The organism is Deltaproteobacteria bacterium, from assembly GCA_016210005.1.
GTDB lineage: Bacteria > Desulfobacterota > Binatia > HRBIN30 > JACQVA1 > JACQVA1.
The window spans coordinates 1-26270 of sequence record JACQVA010000257.1 but is presented as its reverse complement, the minus strand read 5'-3'; the positions used below and the strand labels follow the sequence as shown (position 1 = coordinate 26270).

Sequence of the window (26270 nt, the reverse complement as noted above, 5' to 3'; positions counted from 1 at the left end):
GGCCATGGGCCTCGGCCTGACAGTACACAGTACTGTCAGACTGGTGAGGATTTGCCCGGTCGGCTGCACGTTACCCACAGATTTGTCGCACACCCGCAAGCGTGCGCCGCACGCGGCTGACCTTGACTTACGACCGACCTTTGATAGATGCCGGGCCGGTCCGAGCGCTGGAGCGCAACGCCTGATCGCTTGTGATATGACTGCCCAATACCTGCCGGTGCTGGTGACCTTTGCGCTCGCGGGGCTGGTCGTGGTCGTTATGGTCAGCCTCGGGCGTCTGCTGGGACCGAAGAGCCACAACCCGATCAAGCGAGAGACCTTCGAGTGCGGCAACCCGGCGAGCGGCTCGGCTTGGGGGCGCTTCTCGGTCAAGTTCTACCTCACCGCTATCCTTTTCATCGTCTTCGATATCGAGGTGGTGTTCATGTACCCGTGGGCTGTGCTGTTCCGCCGCCTCGGCTGGTTCGGCTTGGCCGAGATGCTGGTGTTCGCCGGCATCCTCGGCCTCGGCCTGCTCTACGTGTGGCGCAAGGGGGCGCTGGAATGGGAATGAGCCGCGCCTCGTTGCTGCCACGCTTGCAGGAACTCTTCGGCGACAAGCTCCTCTCCGCTCACGATCAATGTGGCGACGACACCATCGTCGTTGGCCGCGACCACATGATCGAGGTCCTGCGCCAGCTGCGCGAGCGGCCGGAGTTTGCCTTCGACTTGCTGGCCGACGAGACCGCCGCCGATTACCTCGGCGTGAGCCCGCGCTTCGAGCTGGTCTGTCACCTCTATTCGCTCTCGCACAATCGCCGTCTGCGGGTGAAGGTGCCGGTGCCCGAGGACGATCCGGTGGTGCCGTCGCTGGTGCCGTTGTGGAAATCAGCCAACTGGCTGGAGCGCGAGGTGTGGGACATGTTCGGCATCCGCTTCAGCGGCCATCCCGACCTGCGCCGCATCTTGCTCTACGAGCAGTTCGTCGGCCACCCGCTGCGCAAGGATTACCCGGTGAACCAGCGCCAGCCGCTGGTGCCCGAGCGTGATCCGGTCAACCAGGATTGGAAAGTGTGATGGCGACTCCGGCCGCAGCGCCCGCCGCGCTCGATCCGACCGAGGAGATCATGGAGATCCAGATGGGGCCGTCCCATCCGGCATCCCACGGTACCATCAAGTTCAACTTGAAGTTGGATGGCGAAGTGGTGGTCGATTGTGACGTCGAAGTCGGTTACCTCCACCGCGCTTTCGAGAAGATGACCGAGCAGGGCACGTGGACGCAGGCGATCCCGTACACTGACCGGCTCAACTACGCCTCACCCTTCATCAACAACGTCGCCTTCGTGCTCGCCGTCGAGAAGTTGCTCGGTATCGAAGTGCCGCCGCGGTGCCAGTACCTGCGGGTGATCGTCAGCGAGCTGTCGCGTCTCACCGATCACGAGACCTGTTTGGGAATGGCCGCCACCGAATTGGGGGCGATGACCGTCGGCTTCTTGCTGAACGAGGCGCGTGAGTTGATCTACGACCTCGCCGAGGCGATCAGCGGCGCGCGCCTGACGGTGACCTACTGCCGCATCGGCGGCTTGAGCCGGGATTTTCCGCCCGACATCAGCGAGCGGGTGACCGCCGCCTTCAAGCACACCCGCGCATTGATCTCAGACTGCGACAAGCTGCTGACTCGCAACCGCATCTTCGTCGATCGCATGCGCGGCATCGGCGTCATCTCGCAGGCCGAGGCGATTTCGTACGGGCTCACCGGACCGATGCTGCGCTCGACCGGGACGAACTACGACGTGCGCAAGGCCCAGCCCTATTCGAGCTACGATCACTTCGACTTCGAGGTGCCGCTGGGCAGCACCGGCGACAACTATGACCGCTTCCTCTGCCGTTTCGCCGAGATGGAGCAGAGCATGCGCATTGTCGAGCAGGCGCTGAAGAATCTGCCTGCGGGCCCGGTGCGGGTGGAAGATCCGCGCATCGTGCTGCCGGAGAAGAGCAAGGTGTACGGCAGCATTGAGGGCTTGATGAATCACTTCAAGCTGATCATGGAAGGCATCAAGGTGCCCCCTGGCGAGGTCTACCACGCGGTCGAGGGTGCCAACGGGGAGCTGGGTTTTTACGTCATCAGCGACGGCAGCGGCCGGCCCTATCGGGTGCGGGTGCGCCCGCCGTGTTTCCTTGCCATGGGTGCGCTCGGGGCGATGGTCAAAGGCGGCATGCTGGCCGATATCATCCCCACCTTCGGCATGGTCAACATGATCGGAGGCGAGTGCGATCGCTGAGCGTATCGCCCGCCGTGCACCGCTTCGAGACGAACATGGCCGTTGAGTTCTCGCCCGCCGCCAAGCAGCAGTTCGACGAGTATCTGCGCCGCTACCCGACCAAACGGGCGGCGATGCTGCCGGTGTTGTGGCTGGCCCAGCGCGAGTTCGGCTATCTCAGTCAAGAGGTGCTGGAGTACGTCGCCGCGCTCTTGGGCGAGTCGGCGGCCTTTGTCGGCGGCGTCGCCTCCTTCTACACCATGTTCTACAAGAAGCCGATGGGGAAGTACCGTTTGCAGGTGTGTACCAACCTGTCGTGCACGCTGCGCGGCGCCGAACGCATCGTCGAGGTCTGCGAGCACAATCTCGGCATCCGGCCGGGTGAGACCACCGCCGACGGCCAGTTCTCGCTCGACGAGGCCGAGTGCCTCGGCTCGTGCGGCACGGCGCCGATGATGCAACTCAACGACGACTTCTGCGAAAACCTCACGCCCGAGAGCACGCTCGAACTACTCGAGCGGCTGGCTCGTAACGGGAAGTGAGACGGGGCGGCGGCGGGAGCGGTGATGCTGCTGGAAATCGGGATCGCGGCCATCAAAGCCCTGGCGGTGCTGCTGATGCTGCTGCAGCTCGCGGGCGCGCTCGGCTGGGTCGAGCGCAAAGGCAGCGCGCTGATACAGGACCGCATCGGTGCCAACCGCGCCTCGGTGTTCGGCTTCGCCGGCTTGGGGCTGGTCAACACCCTGATGGCCGACCCGCTCAAGTTCATCGCCAAGGAAGACGTCGTCCCGGCGGGTGCCGACCGCTTCCTGCACTGGCTGGCGCCGTGCGTGAATCTGTTCCCGGCGCTGGTCGCCTTCGCCGTCATTCCGTTCGGCGACGTACTCGAAGTCGGCGGCCTCAGCATCAACTTGCAGGTGGCACCGCTCAACGTCGGCATTTTGTACGTGCTCGCCACCGTCTCGCTGGGGGTGTACGGCGTGGTGCTGGGGGGCTGGGCCTCGAACAATCGTTGGTCGTTGCTCGGGGCCATTCGCGGCACCGCGCAGATGATCTCCTACGAAGTGGCGATGGGCCTGGCGATCGTGTCGCTGGTGCTCACCTACGGCACCCTGGATTTGCAGGAGATGGCGCGGGCGCAAGGCGGCACGCTGGCGAGCTGGCTGCCGCTGCCCAACTGGGGGATCTTCTACCAGCCGGTGGCCTTCTTGCTCTTCTTCGTCGGCGGCATCGCCGAGAGCAAGCGCACGCCGTTCGACTTGCCCGAAGCCGAGTCGGAGTTGATCAGCGGTTATTTCACCGAGTACTCGGGCATGAAGCACCTGATGTTCTTCATGACCGATTTCGTCGAGGTGATCACCGTTAGTGCTCTGGTCGCCACCTTCTTCTTCGGCGGCTGGCAGGTGCCGTTCCTGGCGCGCGACGGTTTCCACATTGCCGGTGGGTTCTTCGCGGTGCCGCACCTGGCGGTGGTGTTGTTGCAGCTGATCTCGTTCACCCTCAAGGTCGTATTCCTGTGCTGGTTCCAGATCATGATTCGCTGGACGGTGCCGCGTTTCCGTTACGACCAACTGATGCGGTTGGGCTGGAAGGGCCTGCTGCCGCTGGCGTTGGCCAACGTGGTGGTCACGGCTGTGGTCATCTTGGCGCTGCAACCCTGAGAAGCCGATGAGCCTCCCGCTGTTCCTGGTTTTCGCCTGTCTGTTGGTGGCTGCCGCGCTCGGCGTGATCTTGCAGCGCCATCCGCTGCGCAGCGCGCTGGCGCTGGTGGCCACGCTCTTCTTGCTCGCGGTGGTGTTCTTGTTCCTCGATGCCCAGCTCGTAGCCGTCCTGCAGATCATCGTCTATGCCGGGGCGATCATGGTGCTGTTCCTGTTCGTCATCATGCTGCTCAACTTGCAGAGCGAACCGCGCGAAGCGGGCCGGGTGGGCTTGAAGCTGGCGGCGACCTTGGCCGGCTCGCTGTTGGCGTTGCAGCTGATTGCGCTGTCGCGCGCCCCGGTGGCGATTCCGGGGGCGGGAACGGCCGGTGCGGTGGCCGAAGGGTTCGGCATGACTGTGAGCGTCGGCGAGCGCTTGTTCACGCAATACCTGCTGCCGTTCGAGATCACCTCGGTGTTGTTGCTGGTGGCGATTATCGGTGCGGTGGTGCTGGCCAAACGGCAGGTGAGTTAAGGGCGCAGCCATGGTGCCGTTGAGCTATTACCTGGCGCTGAGCGCGCTGCTGTTCGCGATCGGTGCGGCCGGCGTGCTGATCCGCCGCAATGTAATCGTCATCTTCATGGCGATCGAGTTGATGCTCAACGCCGTCAACCTGGCGTTCGTGGCCGGCGCGCGCCACTGGCACAACCTCGACGGGCAGGTGATCGTCTTCTTCGTCATGACCGTGGCGGCGGCCGAGGCGGCGGTCGGGCTGGCGATCATCATCGCCATGTTCCGCAACCGCCAGACCCTCAACGCCGATGAGTTGAACTTGCTGCGCTGGTAGCCATGCACGACACCGTAACCGCGAGTTATCTCTGGCTCATTCCGGCGCTGCCGCTGCTGGGCGTGCTGCTCAACGCGACGCTGGGCGCGCGCCTGGGACGCGGACTGGTAGCGGTAGTGGCGCCGGCCGTGGTCGGTGGCGCCTTTGCGGTCAGCCTGGTAGCGCTCACCGATCTGCTCGGCCGGCCGGCCGGCAGCGCGCTGGTGAATCACGTCTACCCCTGGATCCACGCCGGCTCGCTGCAGCTCGATATCGTCCTGCGGGTCGATCCGTTGTCGGCGGTGATGATCCTGGTGGTCACCGGCGTCGGTTTTCTCATCCACGTTTACTCGGTCGGCTACATGGCGCACGAGCCCGACTACGCCCGCTACTTCACCTACCTCAACCTGTTCACCTTCTCGATGCTGGTGCTGGTGCTGGCTGACAACCTGCCGCTGCTGTTCGTCGGTTGGGAGGGAGTCGGGCTGTGCTCGTACCTATTGATTGGCTTTTGGTACACCAAGGACGAGAACGCCAGTGCGGGCAAGAAGGCTTTCGTCGTCAACCGCATCGGTGACGCCGGCTTTCTGCTCGGCATGTTCCTGATCTACTGGCATCTGGGCACGGGCGTGCATAGCTTCTCCTTCGGCGAGGTAGCCGCGCGAGTGCGCGAGATCCCGCTCGGCATCGTCACTATTGCGGCTCTGCTGCTGTTCGTCGGCGCCACCGGCAAGTCGGCGCAGTTGCCCTTGTACGTGTGGTTACCGGACGCGATGGCGGGCCCGACGCCGGTGAGCGCGTTGATCCACGCCGCCACCATGGTGACCGCCGGCGTCTACATGATCGCGCGGCTGAACTTCCTCTACGTGCTCACGCCCACGGCGATGACGGTGGTGGCCTGGATCGGAGCGCTGACCGCGCTCTTTGCCGCCACCATCGGGCTGGCGCAGAACGACATCAAGAAGGTGCTGGCGTACTCGACCATCAGTCAACTCGGCTACATGTTCCTGGCCGTCGGCGTCGGCGCCTTCAGCGCCGGCATCTTCCACCTGATGACGCACGCCTTCTTCAAGGCGCTGCTGTTCCTCGGTGCCGGCAGCGTGATCCACGGCATGAGCGGCGAGCAGGACATGCAGAAGATGGGCGGACTGCGCCGCCACATGCCGATCACGTTCGGCACCCTCTTCCTCGCCAATCTGGCGATCGCCGGCATTCCGCCGTTTGCTGGCTTCTTCAGCAAGGACGAGATCCTGCTGCACGCTTTCACCGGCGTGCACGGCAGCGTCGTGCTGTGGCTGCTGGGGGCGATGGGGGCGGGGCTGACGGCGTTCTACATGTACCGGCTGCTGTTCCTGACCTTCTACGGCGAATGCCGGGCGGAGGCCGAGGTGGCCCATCACATTCACGAGTCGCCCAGCTCGATGACCGTGCCGCTGGTGATCTTGGCGGTGCTGTCGGTGGCGGGCGGGTGGATCGGGTTGCCGGCACACTGGCTGTGGGGCAACCGCTTCGGTGAGTTTCTGGCGCCGGTATTCGGGCATCATGAGGCGGAGCACGTCAGCGCGGCGGTGGAGTACGGGTTGATGGCGGTCTCGGTGCTGGTGGCGGCCGCGGGTATCGGCTTGGCCTACTTCTTCTACGTGGTCCAGCCGGCGCTGCCGATGATCATCGCCTGGCGTGCGGGCCGGCTCTACGATCTGATCTTCAACAAGTACTACATCGACGAGTTCTACGATGCCGCGGTGGTGCAGCCGATTCACCGGGCGTCGGTATGGCTGTGGCGGGTGTGGGACGTGCTGGTGGTCGACGGCCTGGTCAACGGTACCGCCAGCGCGGTGGCGGCGAACAGCGGTCTGTGGCGGCTGCTGCAAACCGGTAACGTGCAGCATTACGCGCTGTCGTTCTTGCTCGGCGCCGTGGCCATCCTCGGCTATTACGCCTGGTGGTGAGGGAGGGGAGGGCTTGATGCTGAGTCTCATCGTCTTCACCCCGCTGCTCGGGGGCTTGTTCGTGCTGCTCATGCAGCGCGACAATCTGCCGGCGATCCGCCGGGCCGCATTTGTGTTGTCGCTGCTGCCGCTCGGGCTGTCGCTGCGGCTGCTGGCGGGGTTCGACGCGGCCGAGGCGGGCATGCAGTTCGTCGAGTCGGCGGCCTGGATTCCGCAGTTCAACATCCGCTACCAGGTCGGCATTGACGGTATCAGCCTGTGGCTGGTGCTGCTGACCACCTTCCTGACACCGCTGGTGATTGTGGCGGGCTGGGGCGACGTGCACAAGCGGGTGAAGGAGTACATGTTCTTCATGCTGGCGCTGGAGACCGGCATGCTCGGCGCCTTCGTGGCGCTCGATCTCTTCCTGTTCTACGTGTTCTGGGAAGTGATGCTGATCCCGATGTACTTTCTGATCGGCGTCTGGGGCGGGCCGCGGCGGATTTACGCGGCGATCAAGTTCGTGCTCTTCACCATGACCGGCAGCCTGTTGATGCTGGTGGCGATCCTCTATCTGGCCTCGGCCCACGCCCAGCAGAGCGGGCAGCTCAGCTTCGACATGCTACGGCTCTATGATCTGAGTCTGCCGCTGGCGCAGCAACGCTGGCTGTTCGCGGCCTTCGCCCTGGCGTTTGCCATCAAGGTGCCGATGTTCCCGCTGCACACCTGGTTGCCCGACGCCCACGTCGAGGCTCCCACCGGCGGCTCGGTGATCCTTGCCGGTATCCTGCTGAAGTTGGGCACCTACGGCTTCCTGCGCCTGGCGATTCCGCTGTTCCCGGTGGCGGCGGCGCAGGCGGTGCCGTTGATGATGGTGCTCGCGGTCATCGGCATCATCTACGGTGCGCTGGTGGCGATGGTGCAGCCGGATCTAAAGAAACTGGTCGCCTACTCGTCGGTGAGCCATCTCGGATTCGTGATGCTGGGGCTCTTCGCCTTCAACCACCAGGGGGTCATGGGCGGCATCTACCAGATGCTCAACCACGGTCTGTCGACCGGCGCGCTGTTCCTGCTCGTCGGAGTGATCTACGAGCGCCGGCACACGCGACTGATCAGCGAGTTCGGCGGCTTGTGGCAGCAGCTGCCGGTGTATGCCGTCTGCTTCCTGATCGTGATGCTGTCGTCGGTGGGCCTGCCGGGGCTCAACGGCTTCGTCGGCGAGTTTCTGATACTGCTGGGCGCCTTCAATGCGCACCCCGCGCTCGGCGCGCTCGCCACTAGCGGGGTGGTGTTGGGCGCGGTCTACATGCTGTGGATGTTCCAGCGCGTGATGTTCGGCCCGCTCAGCAATCCCGCCAACCAGCGGTTGACCGACATGAGCCGTCTCGAGCGGGCGGTGCTGGCGCCGATCTTGGTCATGATCGTGGTGATGGGCGTGTACCCGCAGCCGTTCTTGCGCCGCATGGAACCGGCGGTGAATGCCTACTTGGCGCGAATCGAGAAGCAGGTGGCCGATCACCGCGCGAGCGAAACCCTGGTGGCACAGAGCGCGGGCACTCTCGCCCTGCACCAACCTGTCCGGTGAGCCTATGATCGCTGCGGTCCCGATTCCCTGGCTGGTGTTGCTTCCGGCCCTGCTGCTCACCGGCACGGCCTTGCTGGTGATGGTGGCCGACCTGTGGATGGAGGGGCCGGACCGCGACGGGCTCGGCTGGCTAGGGATTGCCGGACTGGTCGTCGCCTTGATTGCCTCTGTGACTTTGTGGAACCAGCACGAGGGCGGCTTCGGTGGCACCCTGGTGCTCGACCGCTACGCGCTGTTCTTCAACCTGGTCTTTTGCCTGGCCGCCGGTCTGACGCTGCTGATGTCGATGAACTACCTCGAGTTCACCGATATCAGAGTGGGCGACTACTACTCCTTGATCGTGTTCGCGACGCTGGGGATGGTGTTGATGGCGGCGGCCGCGGATCTGATCGTGATCTTCCTCGGTCTGGAGGTGATGTCGATTGCGGTCTACGTGCTGGCCGGGATCTGGCGCCAGCAGCAGCGCTCGACCGAGGCTGCGCTCAAGTACTTCCTGCTCGGAGCCTTTGCCACCGGTTTTTTGCTCTTCGGCATCGCCTTGTTGTACGGCGCCACCGGTACCACCGCGCTGGCGGGTATCAGCGCGCAGGTGCTCAAGGTCGGCGGCGAGCAGCGGCTGCTGTTGCTGGCGGGCATGGCGCTGCTGTTGATCGGCTTCGGTTTCAAGGTGGCGGCGGTGCCGTTCCATGTCTGGACGCCCGATGTCTACGAAGGCGCGCCGACCTCGATCACTGCGCTGATGGCGGTGGGCGTGAAAGCCGCGGCATTTGCCGCCTTCGTGCGCGTGTTCGTGCAGGCCCTCGGAGCACTGACGGCCGAGTGGGCGCCGGTGTTGTGGGTGCTGGCGGTGTTGACGATGACCGCCGGTAACGTCATCGCGCTGCTGCAACAGAACATCAAGCGCATGCTGGCCTATTCCAGCATCGCGCACGCCGGTTATCTGGTGCTCGGTCTGATCGCGGCCCGTGATGGCGGCGGCGGCGCGGTGCTGTTTTATCTGGTGGTGTACGCGCTGATGAACTTGGGGGCTTTCGCCGTGGTTATCGCCCTGGGCCAGCGCGGGGCGGCCAACGAGCAGCTCGACGACTACGCCGGCGTCGGCTTTCGCCACCCCTTCCTCGGCTTTGCGATGTCGGTGTTCATGCTCTCGCTGGCGGGGTTGCCGCCGCTGGCGGGGTTTGCCGGCAAGTTCTACCTCTTCGCCGCTGCGGTGAAGGCCGGCTACATCGGCCTGGCGGTGATCGGCGTGCTCAACAGCGTGGTGTCGATGTACTACTACGCCGGCGTGCTGGTGAAGATGTACATGGTCGAAGGCGGCGCCGCCGTGGCTGAGGTGACTACGAGGCCCTATCTTGTTGCTACGGTGATCCTGACCGTCATCGGCACGTTGCTGCTCGGCGTCTTCCCTTCGTTTACCCACGAACTGGCGCGGCAGGCCTTCCTCTCACTTGGCTGAGCGCGCAGCTTTCCTGCTGCAAGGGGGAGGTCGCATGGTGGATGTCAGTGCAGCTGTTCGAGCCTCTCGCGGCAAAGCGGTGTTGGCAGGGGCGGCGTTGCTGTTTGCGTTGTCGGCGGGGCTGGCTGGTACCGCGTTGGCCGAGCCTTATCTGGCCGTGCGCGAGGGCTACAACTGCGGCGGCTGCCACACCAATATCACCGGTGGTGGGAAGCGTACTGACATCGTTGCCACCCATGCGCGCCAGTTGCTGCACTACCCGGACTTCATGAGCGCGTGGGCGACGCCGGCCGATACGTTTACGGGCGAGATCAACAAGTACGTCGGCATCGGCGCCAACGTGCGCCTGGGTAACTTGGCGGTACTGCAAGATGAGGCCGACGCCAGCGGGCGCGTGGCCAACAACACCGCCTTTCGCGGGCGCTTGGAAAGCAACACCCTCGACGTCAGTGAGGCGGTCGCCTTTCTCGACGTTCGCCTGATTCCGGAGCGGCTGAGTTTTTATCTCGACCAGCGCTTTGCACCGAATACCGACACCCGTGAGGTGTTTGCCCTGTTGCGTGGTTTACCGGCGAACGGTTTCATCAAGGCGGGCCGCATGTTCCTGCCCTACGGCTTGCAACTGCAAGATGACGCCGCGTTCATTCGGGCGGGCAAGAACGGCTCGGCGACTACCAACTTCAGCTTCAATACCCGGCAAAGCGGCTTCGAGGCTGGGATAGAACCCGGCCCGTACAGCGCGATCATTGCCGTCTCCGACGGTGCCGCCGGTGACCGCGATGTCTGGTTGACCGGCACCGTGTCGGCGATGTGGACCGAGCTGCCGGTGGTGCGCAACCTCCTGCTCGGGGTGTCGGCGGCGCGTATGGGCGGCGGTTCGGAGACCCTAGCTGTCGGCTGCTTCGGCGGCACCAGCCTCGGACCGCTCACCGGACTGGCCGAGGCCGACTTCCTCGATACCAGAACGGCTTCATCCGGCGGACACCAGGGAACCTTCGTCGCCTATGGCGAGTTGAACTGGTTGCTGGCTGGCTGGCTCAATCTCAAAGCCGCACTCGACTACGCCGACGACGACGGCGATATCTCGCGGCGGGCGGACGACAGCGAGAATCGGGTCAGCTTGGGGTTGGAGCCGTTCCTAAATCGCTTCCTGCAACCGCGCCTGTTCTACCGCGTCAGCAACGGAGTTCGGGCCCAGCCCAGCCACAACCAGGACCAGCTCCTCGCTGAGCTGCACCTCTTCTTCTGATCGCCCAACTCGGAGCACGCTCAAGGCTGCGCGCCCTGCCTGATCCAGGCGTGCATGAGCTCGATCTTATCGGCCGCGAGAGCATCTCCGCCCAGCGGCATGCCTGATCCTTGGCTGGGATCCGGCCCCGCAACCTTTATGAGTAGGAAGCTGTGTTCCGGGTCGCCGGGTTGCACGCGTACGAGGCCGGCTTGCTTCGCGGCGAAATTGGATGCGCCGATTCCGACCAGCTGCTCGAAGGAGTGCCCTTCTTCGAGTACCAGCTCGCCGGCCTGGTCGATGGCCGTGTGGCAGAACGCGCGGGCGCAGTCGGGGGTGAAGATCCGGGTTTGCAGGTTGGCCAAGGTTGCGTCGGCATTCCACACGGGCGTGGCGGTCGGCGTCGGCGGGCTGGTTTCAATGGTCGTGGGTGCCGGCGTGACGGTCGGCGACGGCAGTGTTGCTGCCGGCGACGCCGTTGGCGCCGGCGTAGCGCCTTCGGGCGCGCCCGCCGCGATCCACTGGCGGACCATTTCAATCTTGTCTTCGGCCAGCGGCGCGGCACTGAGCGGCATGCGGCTTCCTTCGCCCGGTCTCGGGTTGGTCAGCTTGATCAGCAGGAAGCTGGCTTCGGGTTGGAACGGCTGCACCCGCGCTAGCCCGGCAGCTTGCGCGGCGGCATTGACTGTTGGCGCTGCCAGCAACTGCTGATAGGCGTCACCATCTGTCAGCACCAAGTTGCCGGCGCGCGCCACCCCGTTATGGCAACCGCCGGCAACGCAGCTGGGGTTGAAGATCTCACGCTGAATCGCGGCCAAGCCCGTCGCGGAGTTAGCCGGCGCAGGCCCATCACCCGCGCAACCCGGCACGACCAAGCTCGAGGCAAGCCCCAGCGCTGCCAGCGCCAGCTGGGGGAGGGCGACGTGGAAGGACAAGACGACGTGATTGCTAGAGCGCCTTGGCGCCGGTAACCAGGATGCTGGCCATGCCGTGCTTAACGAACTTCTTGCCTTGGATTTCCGCTCGGCTACCCGCCAGCTTCTTGGCTGCGTCATAGGGCTCGTTGTTGTCGTGGTCGTCGATGAGCAAGTACAGGTCGCCGCCGTCGGTCAGCACGCCGATCGGCAGCCCCGCCTTGGCGCACATGGCGGCGCAGCTCTTGTGCTCGGCGCCTTTCTTGTCCTTGGCCAAGTAGCAGGCCAGGTCCAGCACTTCGCCTTGTACCGTAACTGCCTCTTGCGCCTGAGCCGAATGGCTGGCCACGGTTGCCAACAGCCCGAATACGCCAACCGCCAAAGCGAGGAAGCCACAATGCTTCATTGCGAATCTCCTTTGCAAATGCGATGGCCATCAGTAGTATGTGGCGCGGCGGCGCTTGTCAATTTCCTGAGTGCGGATTCGGTCGAGAGCGTGTGCACGATCAAGCAACCCCAGCCCGTGGCAGCGGCCTGCTGCTGCCGGCTTTCTTGCGGCCGCCGAGGTGTTCGCCGGCGCAGACTGCGCCCTGATGAGCGGCGGGTGGAGGGAGCGGGTCGATGAACACACAGCGCCAAGCGGCAGTGAGCGAGCCGCGCCGCGAGCAATGGCGCGGCGAGCTGGCCGCGCTGAGCAGCGAAAATTCCTTCCGGCAGCAGTTGGTATTCGTGTACGCCACCGGGCTGGCGTTCGGGCTCCACCTCGCGCTCATTCACGTCTATCTGTTTCGCTCTCCCGGCCCGCTGGTATCGTTCACCGGCGCCACCATGGTGTTCTCGACGATGACGCTGGTGCTGTGGAACTGGGTGCTGCCGCGGTTCTCGTCTCTGTCGCGCGGCTGGCGCTTGGCGGCGCAGGTGGCCAGCAGCACGGTGGCGTTCAGCGGGGTTTCCGTGCTGGTGACGGAAGGATACGCGGCGCTGGCGGGCGGCTTGTCGATCTTCCATCCCTATCAAGGAGACGACATCACCGTGACGATTACGCGCCAATCGCTGCAGCTGGCGCCGCTGGTGTACATGCTGATTCCGATCATTCCGACGGTGCTGCTGTGCGTGGTCGGCTTCAATCAGCACTGGTGGCGGATCTTGATGCTGCACGGGCGCGAGCGCGAATTGCGCGATCTGGCGGCGGCGGCGCAGCTGGCGGCGTTGCGGGCCCAGCTCAATCCCCACTTCTTCTTCAACAGCTTGAACTCGATTGCCCAGCTGATCTCGACCAACCCCACCAAAGCGGAAGCCTGCGTCGAGCGACTGGCGGAGATCTTTCGCTACATGTTGCGCCGCCGCCACTCGGAGTTCGTGCCGTTGCAAGAAGAGCTGGAGATTGCCGAGGCCTACCTCGAGATCGAGCGGGCGCGCTTTGGCGACGACCTGACGGTCGAGGAACAAATCGACGACCGTGCTCGCCGGGTGCTGTTGCCGGATCTGATTCTGCAACCGCTGGTGGAGAACGCGGTCAAACACGGGATCTCGCGCAAGATCGGCGGCGGCCGCGTGCGCATCGAGGCTGCCGTCGAGGACGGTGATCTGCGCCTGACTGTGGCCGATACCGGGGCGGGAGTGCAGAACGGAGCGGTGATGTTCAGCGCGGGGGTGGGCTTGAAGAACGTCCGCGACCGCTTGCTGCGGCTTTACGGCCCCGCCTGCGGGCCGACGGTTGAAAGCCTGGCGGGGCAGGGGACCACCGTGACGGTGCGCATTCCGGTGCCCGCCGCCGCCAACTGACCGCTATGATTCGTACCGTTGTAGTCGACGACGAGAAGCTCGCGCGCGAGCGGCTGACCTCCTTCCTGCGCGCGATCGCCGATGTCGAGGTGGTGGCGCAGGCGAAGAACGGCCTCGAAGCCGTCAACCTGATCGAAGAGAATGATCCGGAGTTGGTGGTGCTCGACGTGCAAATGCCCGGGCTCGACGGCTTCGCGGTCCTGCAGAGCATTTCCAAGCACCCGCAGGTGGTGTTCGCCACCGCCTATGATGAGTACGCCATCCGGGCTTTCGAGGTGCATGCCGTCGATTACTTGCTCAAGCCGATTACGCGGGCGCGTTTGGAGCAGGCGGTCCAGCGGGTGCGCGAGCGGCTCACGCACCGTCCGCCCGCGCCGCCGTGGCGAGAGCTGACGGAGCTGCTGGCCCGGCGCGAGCAACGTTACGCGCGCCAGCTGCCGGTGCACAAGGGTAAACAGATAATTCTGCTCAGCGTCGACGACATCCTCTGGTTCGAGGTGCAATACCGGCTCGTTTACGCCCACACCGACGGCAATCGGTACATGACCAACTTCACCTTGAGGCAGTTGGAGGAACGGCTCGATCCCGAGAGCTTCTTTCGCGCGCACAAGTCGCGCCTGGTCAATCTGCCGCGCGTCAAAGCCATCGTGCCGTGGTTCGGCGGGCGCTTCAAACTCGTCATGCACGACCAGGCCGGTTCGGAAGTGGAGCTGAGCCGGGCCCAGGCACGGACCCTGCGCGGCCGGATGCGGTGGTGAGCGCCGGCGGCCGGCGCTCGTTGACCCTCCAAAAGAAAGAGTTTACAGTTCGACGCCGTTCGAAAGTCGGACGGTTTAGGAGTGTGTATGCGAACGGCCGGGCATTTCCGACTGATGAATGCGGTGACAAATGCAGTGCTGATGTGGTGGCTGCTGGCTGCCGCTGGGTTGCCGGCGGTGGCGCAGTGCCCCGATGATTGCCCGGTGCCGGGCGGCGGCAGCGGGAGTGTCGATTGCCTGGCCGAGTTCGATGGACTGCCGGCGGTGCATCGCGTGGTCAGCTGCCAGGATGGTGATACCAGCTGTGACCAGGACGGCACGGCCAACGGCGCCTGCGTCTTCGACGTCATCGTTTGCCTCAATCAAGACGATCCCCGGCTGCCGGCTTGCACGGCGAAGGGTGTGAGCAGCTTCAAAATTCGCGGCGCGGGCCATGATGCCGAGTTGGCGGGCCTCGAGTCCAAGGTGGCGGCGTTGGGTTTGCCCACGAGCGCCAGTACGTGCAGCGCGAGCCAAGCTGTTACCGTGGCGCTTGCCGGCAGCGCCGAGCAACCCCGTGCCGGCCGCAAGCGCCTGCACGCCGCCACCCGTGGCGAGGGCGGGAGGGACTTCGATCGCTTATCGCTGGTGTGCACGCCGCCGCCGCGCCCACTCGGGCGCCGCCGCTTCAGTATCAACCCCAGCACCAGCCCGCTGGTCGCGGTGTTGGGTGATCTGCCGATCAACGCCGGGCGCTTTCAGGGCTGGCTGGAGCTGGACGCCGGCACGCCGGATGAAAACGGTGTGGCGGCCATCGACGTCGCAGCGAGCTCGGAATACATTTTTGCCGACCTCCGCCCGCTCTCACCCATGATCGTGTGCCTCAAGCCGCTAGTGCCGGCGCTGAATGCGGGGGCGATCGCATGCAAGGGCCAGCAGGATTTCAGCTTCTCGGTTGCGGTGGATCACGTCGCCGGCGTCGTCGGCGAGAACGATTTCACCGCCGAGCAGTGTCAGGCCATGTGCGGGCCGATCGGTTGCGGCACGGTCGAGGGCGCGGATGATCCGCACCCAAACGTCTGTAACGGACCGGTGTCGGCCGGAGTCGGCATGCGCGGCGATAGCGGCCGCGGGGCCGTGGCACTGGCACCCGACCCGGAAACCGAGGAGGGGGGCCTGCAGTTCGAGCTTTCGTTCGTGAAGCCTGGAGCCTGCCGCAACAACGAAAATCAGGAGTGCAGCGCCGATGCCGACTGCGGCGAGGGCGATATTTGCATGGAAGCGTGCGGTGACGGCCGCCCCGACATGGCGACGGCGGTGCCGTTTTCCTCCGGACCGGTGCGGGTGCAGGTAGCCAACGCCGACGGGGTGGTGGGCGAGCCGCCGCGTACCTACGATGTCCGGGGCCAGAACTTCTCTTGCTCCCGCTGGACCACCGAGAACGGCCCGGGCAAGCTGGTATTCGCCTTTGCCCAGTTGCACGCCTTCTCCACCGGCTCTGATCTGCCACCGAGCGACCTCATCACCGCCTTCGTGTTGTCAGACAAGTGAGTGCCCACCTCACGAGGAAGTTCCAGCAGGGCTCAGCGAGCGTGCGCCATCGCCTGTGGCGCCACTTGTTGGTGTGGAGCGCCGCGTTATCGCTGTTGGTGCGGAGCGGCGAGATGCGGGCACAGGTTGGCTTGCCTGGCGACGCTAATTGCGATGGCGTGGTCGACGCCGCCGACGTGCAGGCGCTCGAAGTCTTCTTGTTTCAACCCGGCCAATGCTCCGGGGCTGACGTCAACGCCGACGGCCTGGTCAATTCGGCTGACGTGACCGAGCTGTTGCTGCTGCTTTCTGCCCCGCCGCCGACCGCGACGCCGTCGCCAACCGGTTCGCTGACCCTGCCGGTACCGTCATCAACCCCATCCAATACGCGAACCCTGAGCCCCACCCGAACGCGCACCGATAGCCCGACTCATACTCCGAGCCGTACCGCCACTCGTACGGCGTCGCCGACCGAGTCGTTGACCCCGACGGAGACGGTGACCGGTACGCTACCCCCGACGGATACGCCGACCAACACCGCGACGCCCTCGCGAACCGGCACCGCGACGCGTACGCCGACCGTGACCAAGACACCGACGGTCACAGCCACGGTGGCGAGAACGCGCACGCCGACGAATACCGGAACATCAACCCCGACCCGTACGGCGACCAGGACGCCGAGTTCCACGCTGACGCCGCTGTCGACTCACACCGCGACGGTGACGCCGATCCCTACCTTCACCCGCACGGCGACCGCTACCGGCACAGCCACCGCCACCGGCAGCGCCTCGCGCACCGCCAGCAGCACCAGAACTGCGTCGGTGACGCAGACCGCCACCAACTCGCGTACGCCAAGCGCGACGCCCACCGACAGCGCCACCCCGACTGTGACGCGTACGGCAACGGCCTCGCACACCCCCAGCAACACCCGCTCCCCGAGCGCGACGCGATCGCCGACCGTGACCCGCACGCCCTCGAACACCGGTACCGCGACCCGGACGCCGACGATCACACCCACGGGCACGGTTACCCCTACCGGTACGGCGACTCGCAGCCCGTCGGTGACGCGCACTCCCAGCAGCACCGGCACCCCCACTAGGACGGGCACAGAGACCCGCACGCCGACTTCCACACCCACGCCGAGCATCACGCCCACATCAACCGGCACCCGCACGCGCACCCCGACGGTCACGGCCACCGGCACCCGCGTCTTCACCTTCACCCCGACCGCAAGCCGCACGCGCACGCCAACCATTACCCGCACCCCGACGGTGCCGCTGCCGTTTGGACCCCACATTACGTTCTTCGGTGTCGTCAACGCCAACAACCGGGTCGTCACCCCCTCGGCCACCGACGCCCATGGCACTCCGATCTACGTGCGCGTCTCCGGCTCGGGCTTCATGCTGGTGGTCGAGGGGCAGCCCGGGACCAGCCGAGCCCGGGTCGGCAAGCGCATGGTTCTGAGCGATCCGAATGATCCGACGGTGCGGCCCGACTTGCAGATGATAGTCAGCCGGCCGCTCGGTAACGGTAGCCCCGCGATTTGCGATAAGGGTCCGGCACCGGCGCCGATGGGTGGGGTGCCGGCGTCGGGGCTGGACTTCGGGCCGTCACAGGCAGTGGCTGACGCTATCAATGATTTGACTTGTCGTTTCGATTCGCATGAGAGCGCAGGTGATGCCTGTACGCTGGGGCCGCTGGGGGTGCCGGCCTTTGCCGGCACCGGCACGCAGCAGCAATTCTGCACCGCGCCGGTGGTGGGATACGAGTTCGCCTTTCCGCTCGGTGACACGACGGTGAGCGTTCAGCTACGCGACGCCAGCGGCAACTACGGCGACCGGCGGTCGCTGATCGTGCGGGTACAGTGAGAGTGGGTGGGTTTTGCTTTGCCGGTCTCGCACCGGTATGGTTCGAGCCCGCAGGAGTTGGAGTATGCGCCGCATCGTGCTGATGGCTGTCGTGTTTGGAATCGGAGTCGCCGTGGCAGGAACGACGGGGGACCCGCCGCCGGTGATGCTGGATCTCGGACCGATGGTGCCGACCCCGGCGCCGACGCCCGACAAGTCCAACCGGCTGCGACTGATCACCACCATCACCGTGCAGAACGTCGCCGGCGGCGACAGTGCCATCAGCTTCGAAGCCATGGACGTGGCTGATCAAGGCAAGGGCAAGTTCAACACGGTGGCGGCGGCGCGCTACTCGCTAAGTGAGGATATGCCGAAGCTGCAAGCGCTGCGGAGCAAGATCTTCCGGCAAATCCGCGATCTCGAACGCGACCTACTGGAGTATGCCAAGATCGCCGGCCCGCCCAAGGAACGCCGCCCGCTGATGGGCGATTCGCAGGATGAGGCTGGGGACAGCGGCGAGGCCGATGATAGCGGCGGCGATGAGTGAGGCGAGCCCAAGGCCCCCGCGTTAGCCGCAGCCGTTTAGAGCGTTATTAACCGCCGCGACGATCTCGTCGACGGTGATCTCACCGTCGTTGCCGGTGTCACCGATTGCGCAGTCCATCACCGGGGCATTGCCCAGGGCGATGTTCACCATCAGGATCAGCTCGTCCACGGTCACGTCGCCGTCGTTGCCGCAGTCGCCGGCGCAGATGCCGCCCGGCGGGATTGTCGGTGTGGGCGTCGGGCTGGGTGTCGCGCTGGTGTCGGCCGTCATGGTTGCAGTGGATGTCGGCGTCGCGGTGTCGGTACTGGTTGGCGGCGGTTGGGTTGGCGTGGCCGTTGCGGTTGGTGACTGCGCCGTCGGCGTTTGCGTCGGTGTCGGCGCAGCGGTGTCGGTGGCGGTCGCGGTTGTGCTTGGCGTTGCGGTCGGCGTTGCCGGCGGTGTTGCGGTGACGGTGGGGGTGTGAAGCGGGCTAGCGGTCGAACTTGGTGATGGTGTGGGGGTTGCACTCGGCGGCAAGGTGCCAGTGGATGTGTGCGTGGCCGTGGTGGTCGCTGTTCGCGTCGCAGTAACCGTTGGCGTGTGTGTCGGGGTCAGTGTTGGGGGCGGTGTCTGAGTGGAGGTGGAAGTTGGAGGTAGTGTGCCCGTCACTGTCCGGGTTGGCGTTGGGGTAATGGAGGCGGTGAGTGTCGGTGTGGCTGTGGGTGTGGCCGTCGCGGTGGCGGTCAGCGTCGCTGTTCGTGTGGCCGACTGAGTCGGCGTTTGCGTTGCCGTGCTGGTTAGAGTGCGTGTGGCCGTTGCGGTGGGCGTCGTGGTGTGAGCGCCCGTGGATGTGGGGGTGTGTGTTGGGGTGGGAGTTGGTGGCGGTGTCTGAGTGCGGGTGGAGGTTGGTGGTAGGGTGCCAGTCGGTGTCCGGGTTGCGGTTGGGGTAATGGTGGCGGTGAGTGTCGGGGTAAAAGTCGGCGGCGCTGTTTGGGTTGGCGTGACGGTCGGTGGCAACGTGCCCGTCGGCGTCTGGGTTACGGTCGGGGTGATGGTGGCGGTGTGCGTCGGCGTCGCGGTGCGCGTAGCCGTGGCCGTCGGGGTATCCGTCGCCGTGGCGGTCAGCGTCGGTGTTCGCGTGGCCGTCTGAGTCGGCGTCTGTGTCGCGGTGCTGGTTGGCGTGCGCGTGGCGGTAGCGGTCGGGGTTGCCGAGGGTGTCGCGGTCGGGTTTGGCGTGTTGGTGGGCGTTGTGGTCGCAGTGTGCGTGGGGGTATTCGTCGCCGTGCGCGTGGCGGTGGCGGTGGGCGTCGACGTGGGAGTCCTGGTCGCGGTCTGAGTGGCAGTGCTGGTGGCGGTACTGGTTGCGGTCGGGGTTGATGTGGGGGTGCGCGTCGCAGTTTGCGTTGCGGTCAGGGTCGGCGTTGTGGTCGCAGTGTGCGTGGGGGTGTTCGTCGCCGTGCGCGTGGCGGTGGCGGTGGGCGTCGACGTGGGAGTCCTGGTCGCGCTCTGGGTGGCAGTGCTGGTGGCGGTACTGGTTGCGGTCGGGGTTGATGTGGGGGTGCGCGTCGCAGTTTGCGTTGCGGTCAGGGTCGGCGTTCTGGTTGGTGTTTGAGTGGCGGTTTCGGTGGCGGTGTTTGTCGGCGTCCGGGTCGGCGTGATGGTGGCGGTGGCCGTCGATGTCGGTGTGTTGGTGGGCGTCGCGGTGGCGGTGACGGTGGCGGTGATCGTCGGTGTTTGGGTTGGGGTACGCGTGGCTGTGAGAGTCAGCGTATGAGTCGGCGTCTTCGTCGGTGTTTCAGTGCGGGTGTTGGTTGGCGTCTTCGTCGGCGTTGCGGTCGGCGTGAAGGTGGCGGTTTTAGTCGGCGTACGGGTTGCGGTGAACGTGGGCGTGCTGGTCGGGCTTGGCGTGAACGGCGGGATGACGGCCGGCCAGAAGCCGCCGCTTACGGAGATGCTGCCGTTGCTGGAGCTGCCGGCGTCGGCCTGGCCGGCGGTGCCACCGAGGCGCAGGCTGCCGTTGGTGCTGAAGGTGGCGCCGCCGCCATCGATGGTGTTGCGGCGCACGTCATAGTTGCCGCCCTCCTGTGCGTTTGCGACCTGCGCGAGCAGCAGCATTGCCGCCAGCCCGGTACGCGAAAGAAACCGTCCCGCCGTGCCCATCGGCTCACCTCCGCCGCCGGGCGGGCTTACTCGGCCCCGCGCCCGGTGACGATGAAGGTGAATTGATTGTCTACAGGCGCGTATGCGCCGGTGGTTATGTAGACCCTGAAAGTATCGAAGGCGACCTCGTCGATGGTCACCAGTCGGGCCGCGGCGGCAGTGGTCGGTGCGCTGTCGACCTCGGCGTTGGCGACCGGCACCAGGGAGCCGGAGTCCTGCGGGTTGACGTCAACCGTGATGGAATAGACGCCCGCGCTGTCACGGGTCACGTTATTGACACCAAACTCTCGGTTGATGGTGCCGTTGGCGTTGATGCTGCCCCAGGCGATGATGGCGTTGTCCCGGTAGTATTGCCCGGTATGGGGGCCGATGTTGGCGCTGCCGGCGTTCTTGCCCAGCCTGACGCCTTTGGCAGCGCGGACGTTGAAGGTGTCGCTGTCGGCGGAGGTGAAGTCGGAGTCGGTCGAGTCGGCCCAGACGAAGCTGCCTTGGTGGGCGGCCCTGGCACGTCGCCCGGCGGCTAGCGCGTAGTTGCCGCTTGCGGTGTTCTGCCGGCCACCGGCCACCGCCGAATAGCTGCCGGAGGCTTCGTTGAAATATCCACCGCCAACGGTGGAATAATCCCCGGCCGTCGAGTTTCCCGCACCACCGGCGATCGTTGAAGTGGAGCCTGCGGTCGTGTTCCAGTACCCGCCGCCGACGGTTGAGCGAAAGGCGCTCGCGCTGTTGTCCCAGCCGCCGGCGACGGTTGCGTACCCGGCGTCGGACGTATCAGCGTCGCCGTCGCCGGCGGTGTTGTTCCCGCCGCCGCCGACCGTGCCATACTCGTCTGTGACCTGGTTGGCGGTCAGAGCGTCATAAGGGTCGGTCCGGCCACCGCCGCAAACAGTAGCATAAGGAGCGAGAGCGGCGTTGGACCTGCCGCCGCCCACAGTCGAATAGCTGCTGCCGGCAGAATTATTTTCTCCCCCGCATACAGTTGCGTACTCGGCGGTCCGTTGATCACTCGATCCGTCACCTGGGTCATCGCCGGCTTGGTTGTCCTTGCCGCCGCCGACGGTGCCGTAATTATCCGTAACGCGGTTTGCCTTCCCCGACGCGCCGCCGCCACCAATGGTTGCATTCGAGGCGTTCGCGTTGACGTAGTTGCTCGCATGACCACCGATCACATTTGCTGCTGAGCTGCGCGGCTCCAGGCGCAGCGCCCGCGCTCCGTTGACCTTCAACTCCAGGGCTTGGTTGTCGGTCGTACCGACAAAGTTGGTTCCGGGTGTCGTGCCGCCGTTGCCGCCGAGCAGCCAGCCGCGCGCTGCGGGGGCCAAGTCGGCGGTGTCGATGGTGCCGTCGGCGATTTTTGCCGAGGTGACCTGGCTGTCGCCGATCTTCGCCGTGGTCACTTGCAGGTCGCCGATCTGGTTGGTGCTCACGGCGCTGGCGGCGAGGTCGGAGGAGCTGACGCAGCCGGAGCAGTTGAGATCCGCGGCAGTGCCGGCGCTGGGAGAATAGAGCGCGTAGGGTGCGGCAGTGAGCTTCTGGCGCGGGCCAAGTGTGACGAGCGAGCCGCCTGCCGGGCAGCTCACAGCCATCTGCAGCCAGCGGTCCTGACCGGTGAAGGCGCTGACGCCGAACTGTGCGGTGTTGTTCAAGACCACGGTGAAGAGCCCGTCGCTGACGCTGACGCCGTTGACGGCCTGGGTGCTGCCGATCTGCGCGCCACCAGTGGGCGGGGTGCCGCTGCCGGCGGCGTCCCAGAGGCTGAACTCGAAATCGCAGGTGGGGCTGGCGGGCGCACCGCTGATCGTAACTTGACCCTGATAGGTGAAGCCGGTGCCTAGTGGGGCGGCGTGGGCGGGGTGTGCGGGTCCTGCACTCACCAGAAGTGAGCCCAGCGCGGCGGCGCGGAAGTACAATTGTACGCGCATCTCCTTGCTCCTCGGTTTGGGTTGTTGCTGCTTGGCGCGGCGGTGGAGCGCGCGGCCCCACCGCCGGAGAACGACTCTAGAGGCTATTCCTCAGGCGCCCGCTGCCGGAGCGACGGTGACGGTAGGGGAAACTTCTATCGGCGTTGTCGGGGTAGGGGTGGGCGGCGGCGGCACCGGGGTGAGACTGGGTGTCTTGATCGAAGGCGCGGGACCCGGAGTAGGGCTCCAGGTGGCGGTCGGCGTGCTGGTCCTGGTGATCGTGCGCGTAGGAGTCCATGTCGGTGTGCGAGTGTTTCGCCGTGTGGGCGTAGGTGTGAGTGAGGGCGTCCTGGTCGGGCGCCGGGTTGGGGTGCGGGTCGGGGTTATGGTCGGAGTCTTGGTCGGGCGCCGGGTCGGGGTCCTAGTTGGGGTCAATGTCGGAGTAAAAGTGATTCGCCTGGTTGGCGCCTTAGTCGTGGTGGGGGTTGGGTTGCTGAACCATGGGGTCTTCGTCGGTGTCTTCGTCGGCGTCTTCGTGCTGGTCTTGGTTGCCGTTTTGGACGGGGTCTTAGTTGCGGTTCTCGACGGAGTGATGGTCACGGTTGGGGTCTTAGTTGGCGTGCCCGTTGGGGTTCTGGTTGGGGTTATAGTTGGAGTTCTAGTTGGGGTGCCCGTTGGGGTTCTGGTTGGAGTCCTAGTTGGAGTTCTAGTTGGGGTTCTGGTTGGGGTTCTGGTTGGAGTGCCGGTCGGGGTGAAGCTTGGCGTCGAGGTGGGCGTAGGCAGGGGTAACACCACGGTGTCACCCTCGGCGCGCACTCCTAGTCCCCGCGCGTTGAATGCGGCCGAAGTGGTAAACGGCCAGTACCCGTGCTGCTCTACGGCTACGGCCAGCAGGCCGCTGCCGCTATTAACCGCGATGCGCGTCTTTCCGATCAGGCTGCCGAACGCACCGGCAGTCAAGCTCGGTGAGATCTCGGACAGCGTGTTGACCTGCTGGCAGGTTACCTGCCTGTTGAACGACAACTCCTGCTCGAACTCGTTGGTCACATACAGTGTTGCGTCGGACTGACCAGGGGTTTGCGATCGGTAGTCGACACTGCATGGAGTGAGCACCAGCGTGGTTGACACCGGACTATAGCCCGTCACCGGGTCGGTGGCCCCGTCGAAGAAGTGATTGACCTCGCTCACGGCCGGACAGGCCGCGTACTCGGCGTTCGGGCCGCCAAGATACAACATGCCGTCGCGGTCGTTGGAGTACTCGGCACGAAAGCCGATGGCGCTGTATTTTGCCACGTCCGGGCTCTCGTGGTTTACGAACCGTTCCAGCGTGGCGTCACCGATTAGGGCGTCAATCTCCAGCGGGTCACCGGCAGCCGTGACCGTCAGGCAACGCAAGCCGCCTACGAACACCGGCGGCAGCGGCGGGATCGAACCCAGGTTGGCTTGCGGGCAGTCGTTGGCGTTGCAGGGCAACGCCGCCAGCCCGCTCCCGGCGTGCCAGCCGATCGGCTGTCGCTGCGTCAAGCGAACGTTGAATTCCCACGCGACCCAATAGGGCACGCAGGTTTCTCCCGTTATGCAGTCGGCCGCAATCGTGCAGGTATTGAACGTGTTGCTGCAGTAGCCGGTGGCGTTCTCGTAAAAGCAGCGCACGTCGACCGGTTCCCAGTCCAGCGTATTGGTAAGCTGCACCAAGGTGTCGGTGCCTTGGTAGTCGTTGACGTGGATATACGGGTAGACGACCACCGCCGCCGGGCGCTCCGAAATCTGCGCCGCGACCGGTTGGACAATGCCGGCCGCAGCCAGCATCGTAATCGCCCAAAGCTCGCGCGATCGCCGTGCCATAATGTCCCCTCTCTTCATTGCCATTACTCCAGCCGGTTATCGGACTTCGCGGTAATTACCACAGGGGCGGTATGGTGATCCGGTCGCCGTAAGTACTCCCGTCCGGATGCGCGTTGGCGGCCGCCGAGGCCGTGTGCATTCCCCACTCCCATTCCCAAAGGCCATGAAACTCCTGGGCTATCACCAAGAAGCCGCCGTCAACCGATGTCATCCTGGTCTGCAGATGAAAGGAGCCCACGCTGGGCCACTCGAAGAAGCCGGGGGCGAGGTCCTTAAACGAGAGATCATCCCAGCAAGTTACCGACTTCGTTGCCGACAGCATTTGCTCGAATTCGTTGGTCACCCTGAAGTTGACGTTGAGGGTTTGCGGCGCTTGGGTCTCGAAGTTCTGCGTGCAGGGGACGATGGCGAATGACGTGGCTACCTCGGCGGCGCCCATCACCGAATGGTTCACGGTCCAGCGCGATGGGCACGGGTCGTATTCGATGCCGTCGAGATCAAGAACCCCGTCGATGCCCACGAAGTCGATGCCAAGTATGCCAACGGCGCTGTACTTGGCCACGTCATAGCCGTTGCGCTGGTCTACCAGCGTGGCCTCGCCGGTGAGGCTGTTGCCAGGTATGGGCAGGCCATCAGCGTCGACTTGGACGCAGAGCAACTCGCCGGTAAACGGCAGCAAGCCGAGCTGCGGGATGGGCGGTGTGTAGAAGGGCTCGTAGACCTCCGGCCGGCCCTGCGACACCACCCAAGATATGGGTTGCCGCGGGGTCAAGTCGACGTAGAAATCCATCAATTGCCACTGCGCGGTGCAGGGCTCGTAGTCGCAGTCCAAGTCGGAAGCACACTCGTCGCCCCAGGGGCAGGACTTGGCGCCGTTTACAAAGAAGCAGTGTGCCGAGACCGCCATGTTGCCGGTGTTGCTGATCTGAACGAAGGTGTCCTGGACCAATCCGCCCCAATTGGTTGGCCCGCTATCCCGGGCAACCACCTTCGGGAACACGATCACCGAGGCGGGCTTCATCGCGCCCACCTCGGCGATGGCCGTTGACGCGACCCCGGTCGTCAGAAACACCCCTGCGACAACTTGAGGCCAGTAAGTCACTCTCATGGATTCCCCCTTCCGCTGGTCGCGTCCCCGTCACTGATCCCCCGCGACCGCTACGAGCAGCGGTCGAAATACACCCGCTGCCCTGTGAGGCGTGACAAATGCTGGAACAGTTGGTCGTTTTCAAGGAACATCTTGCGGATTACCTGAGCGAGCGGGAGAATTTGCCTGCTTGGTGGAAAGTGGCTGCGTCTTCGGGACCGTGGCGAGCGTGGTGGCGATCAGCCCCGCAACATGGCTCGGCAAGGTCGGCAAGGTAAGTTGGCCGAGTGGGGAAATCGGGTAGCAGCGAGCGATCTTAGCATGCTAGCGTCATGATTTTGTCGCCTCGCTACATACGCTTGACACTCGTTCGGGGCGCTGATAGTGAGCAGGTTTCGCGCCAGGCTGGCTTCTGGGCGGTTTGCCGAAAACCGCCGTGAGTCAACATGGCATTTTGGCCGATGTAGCTCCAATGGTAGAGCGACTGACTTGTAATCAGTAGGTTGCCAGTTCGAATCTGGCCATCGGCTCCATGGCAGCGGAGAGGTACCCGAGTGGCCAAAGGGAGCAGACTGTAAATCTGCCGGCTTTACGCCTTCGGAGGTTCGAATCCTCCCCTCTCCACCATGACTTGGGAGCAGGTGCCGGTGGCATGCGATGCGGGAGTAGCTCAGTTGGTTAGAGCATCAGCCTTCCAAGCTGAGGGTCGCGGGTTCGAATCCCGTTTCCCGCTTTGATTCGGAGGCGCGGCGCGGTAAGTGAACTTGCACGGTACGCCCAGGTAGCTCAGTCGGCTAGAGCACGTCCTTGGTAAGGACGAGGTCGGCGGTTCGATTCCGCTCCTGGGCTTTTCGTGCTGCTGGCGTGGACGTTGAGATAGCGAGGCATCGATCTCATGGCGAAGCAGAAATTTGAGCGCAAGAAGCCGCACGTGAACGTGGGGACGATCGGACACATCGATCACGGCAAGACGACACTGACGGCGGCGATCACCAAGGTGCTGGCGGAGCAGGGGATGGCGCAGTTCGTGGCCT

At 64.9% G+C, this 26270-nt stretch carries 25 protein-coding genes and 4 tRNA genes; 21 read left to right on the top strand and 8 right to left on the bottom strand.

The window, feature by feature from the left end; all coding sequences use genetic code 11:
- The first annotated feature begins 196 nt into the window (after window positions 1-196).
- The 11 genes from HY699_24390 to HY699_24340 are packed head-to-tail and all read left to right on the top strand — an operon-like array spanning window position 197 to window position 10925.
- Window positions 197-553: an NADH-quinone oxidoreductase subunit A gene (locus HY699_24390; GenBank protein ID MBI4518943.1), complete on the top strand. Its 357-nt coding sequence runs from the start codon at window positions 197-199 to the stop codon at window positions 551-553.
- Entirely contained in the window at window positions 550-1056 is a 507-nt protein-coding gene (locus tag HY699_24385) for an NADH-quinone oxidoreductase subunit C (GenBank protein MBI4518942.1), read from the top strand. The genes HY699_24390 and HY699_24385 overlap by 4 nt, the downstream gene beginning before the upstream one ends.
- Window positions 1056-2261 (top strand): NADH-quinone oxidoreductase subunit D, encoded by a 1206-nt coding sequence (locus HY699_24380; protein ID MBI4518941.1) that lies wholly within the window; start codon window positions 1056-1058, stop codon window positions 2259-2261. Before HY699_24385 ends, HY699_24380 begins: the two co-directional genes overlap by 1 nt.
- Window positions 2262-2296: 35 nt before the next feature.
- Window positions 2297-2782, top strand: a complete 486-nt coding sequence (locus tag HY699_24375) for an NAD(P)H-dependent oxidoreductase subunit E (protein MBI4518940.1) — start codon at window positions 2297-2299, stop codon at window positions 2780-2782.
- Between the two features lie 24 nt (window positions 2783-2806).
- The gene (locus tag HY699_24370) at window positions 2807-3901 is read left to right on the top strand and encodes an NADH-quinone oxidoreductase subunit H (GenBank protein ID MBI4518939.1); all 1095 of its coding nucleotides are present in this window, start codon (window positions 2807-2809) and stop codon (window positions 3899-3901) included.
- Between the two features lie 7 nt (window positions 3902-3908).
- Window positions 3909-4415 (top strand): NADH-quinone oxidoreductase subunit J, encoded by a 507-nt coding sequence (locus HY699_24365; GenBank protein ID MBI4518938.1) that lies wholly within the window; start codon window positions 3909-3911, stop codon window positions 4413-4415.
- Between the two features lie 13 nt (window positions 4416-4428).
- The gene (gene nuoK, locus HY699_24360; GenBank protein ID MBI4518937.1) at window positions 4429-4728 is read left to right on the top strand and encodes an NADH-quinone oxidoreductase subunit NuoK; all 300 of its coding nucleotides are present in this window, start codon (window positions 4429-4431) and stop codon (window positions 4726-4728) included.
- Between the two features lie 2 nt (window positions 4729-4730).
- Window positions 4731-6656 (top strand): NADH-quinone oxidoreductase subunit L, encoded by a 1926-nt coding sequence (gene nuoL, locus HY699_24355; GenBank protein ID MBI4518936.1) that lies wholly within the window; start codon window positions 4731-4733, stop codon window positions 6654-6656.
- A 16-nt stretch (window positions 6657-6672) separates the two neighbouring features.
- On the top strand, window positions 6673-8220 hold the full coding sequence (locus HY699_24350) for an NADH-quinone oxidoreductase subunit M (GenBank protein MBI4518935.1): 1548 nt from the start codon (window positions 6673-6675) through the stop codon (window positions 8218-8220).
- A gap of 4 nt (window positions 8221-8224) precedes the next feature.
- Window positions 8225-9676, top strand: coding sequence for an NADH-quinone oxidoreductase subunit N (locus HY699_24345; protein MBI4518934.1), 1452 nt, complete (start codon window positions 8225-8227; stop codon window positions 9674-9676).
- Between the two features lie 34 nt (window positions 9677-9710).
- On the top strand, window positions 9711-10925 hold the full coding sequence (locus HY699_24340; GenBank protein ID MBI4518933.1) for a hypothetical protein: 1215 nt from the start codon (window positions 9711-9713) through the stop codon (window positions 10923-10925).
- A gap of 20 nt (window positions 10926-10945) precedes the next feature.
- Here HY699_24340 and HY699_24335 read toward each other — a convergent pair whose 3' ends face one another.
- Together HY699_24335 and HY699_24330 are read right to left on the bottom strand one after the other, a co-directional pair.
- Window positions 10946-11839 (bottom strand): hypothetical protein, encoded by an 894-nt coding sequence (locus HY699_24335; protein MBI4518932.1) that lies wholly within the window; start codon window positions 11837-11839, stop codon window positions 10946-10948.
- Between the two features lie 13 nt (window positions 11840-11852).
- Window positions 11853-12224 carry a hypothetical protein gene (locus HY699_24330; GenBank protein MBI4518931.1) on the bottom strand — a complete coding sequence of 124 codons (372 nt, stop codon included), beginning with the start codon at window positions 12222-12224 and terminating at the stop codon, window positions 11853-11855.
- Window positions 12225-12439: 215 nt separating this feature from the next.
- Between HY699_24330 and HY699_24325 the strand changes: the two genes are divergently transcribed.
- The 3 genes from HY699_24325 (at window position 12440) to HY699_24315 (ending at window position 15891) form a co-directional block, all read left to right on the top strand.
- On the top strand, window positions 12440-13603 hold the full coding sequence (locus HY699_24325; GenBank protein MBI4518930.1) for a histidine kinase: 1164 nt from the start codon (window positions 12440-12442) through the stop codon (window positions 13601-13603).
- Window positions 13604-13608: 5 nt separating this feature from the next.
- The gene (locus tag HY699_24320) at window positions 13609-14361 is read left to right on the top strand and encodes a response regulator transcription factor (protein MBI4518929.1); all 753 of its coding nucleotides are present in this window, start codon (window positions 13609-13611) and stop codon (window positions 14359-14361) included.
- Between the two features lie 87 nt (window positions 14362-14448).
- Window positions 14449-15891: a hypothetical protein gene (locus HY699_24315; GenBank protein MBI4518928.1), complete on the top strand. Its 1443-nt coding sequence runs from the start codon at window positions 14449-14451 to the stop codon at window positions 15889-15891.
- A gap of 409 nt (window positions 15892-16300) precedes the next feature.
- Here the strand turns inward: HY699_24315 and HY699_24310 are convergent, their stop codons facing one another.
- Together HY699_24310 and HY699_24305 are read right to left on the bottom strand one after the other, a co-directional pair.
- Window positions 16301-16558 (bottom strand): hypothetical protein, encoded by a 258-nt coding sequence (locus HY699_24310; protein MBI4518927.1) that lies wholly within the window; start codon window positions 16556-16558, stop codon window positions 16301-16303.
- 18 nt (window positions 16559-16576) lie between these two features.
- Window positions 16577-17167, bottom strand: coding sequence for a hypothetical protein (locus HY699_24305; protein ID MBI4518926.1), 591 nt, complete (start codon window positions 17165-17167; stop codon window positions 16577-16579).
- Between HY699_24305 and HY699_24300 the strand changes: the two genes are divergently transcribed.
- Window positions 17142-17738: a hypothetical protein gene (locus HY699_24300; protein ID MBI4518925.1), complete on the top strand. Its 597-nt coding sequence runs from the start codon at window positions 17142-17144 to the stop codon at window positions 17736-17738. The two genes, HY699_24305 and HY699_24300, sit on opposite strands and share 26 nt — an antisense overlap.
- 64 nt (window positions 17739-17802) lie before the next feature.
- The gene (locus tag HY699_24295; protein ID MBI4518924.1) at window positions 17803-18264 is read left to right on the top strand and encodes a hypothetical protein; all 462 of its coding nucleotides are present in this window, start codon (window positions 17803-17805) and stop codon (window positions 18262-18264) included.
- Window positions 18265-18285: 21 nt separating this feature from the next.
- Here the strand turns inward: HY699_24295 and HY699_24290 are convergent, their stop codons facing one another.
- The 4 genes from HY699_24290 to HY699_24275 form a co-directional block, all read right to left on the bottom strand.
- Window positions 18286-20403, bottom strand: a complete 2118-nt coding sequence (locus HY699_24290; GenBank protein ID MBI4518923.1) for a hypothetical protein — start codon at window positions 20401-20403, stop codon at window positions 18286-18288.
- Window positions 20404-20429: 26 nt separating this feature from the next.
- Window positions 20430-22325 (bottom strand): hypothetical protein, encoded by a 1896-nt coding sequence (locus tag HY699_24285; protein ID MBI4518922.1) that lies wholly within the window; start codon window positions 22323-22325, stop codon window positions 20430-20432.
- A gap of 90 nt (window positions 22326-22415) precedes the next feature.
- Window positions 22416-24149: a hypothetical protein gene (locus HY699_24280; protein ID MBI4518921.1), complete on the bottom strand. Its 1734-nt coding sequence runs from the start codon at window positions 24147-24149 to the stop codon at window positions 22416-22418.
- Window positions 24150-24204: 55 nt separating this feature from the next.
- Window positions 24205-25257: a hypothetical protein gene (locus tag HY699_24275; protein MBI4518920.1), complete on the bottom strand. Its 1053-nt coding sequence runs from the start codon at window positions 25255-25257 to the stop codon at window positions 24205-24207.
- Between the two features lie 436 nt (window positions 25258-25693).
- Here HY699_24275 and HY699_24270 point away from each other — a divergent pair.
- The 5 genes from HY699_24270 to tuf form a co-directional block, all read left to right on the top strand.
- A tRNA-Thr gene (locus HY699_24270) sits at window positions 25694-25769 on the top strand.
- 7 nt (window positions 25770-25776) lie between these two features.
- A tRNA-Tyr gene (locus HY699_24265) sits at window positions 25777-25863 on the top strand.
- Window positions 25864-25895: 32 nt separating this feature from the next.
- Window positions 25896-25969: transfer RNA gene (locus HY699_24260), tRNA-Gly, on the top strand.
- Between the two features lie 42 nt (window positions 25970-26011).
- Window positions 26012-26085 (top strand) — tRNA-Thr (locus HY699_24255).
- Between the two features lie 46 nt (window positions 26086-26131).
- Window positions 26132-26270: elongation factor Tu (gene tuf / locus HY699_24250; GenBank protein MBI4518919.1), on the top strand; the 139-nt coding region annotated here is incomplete at its 3' end.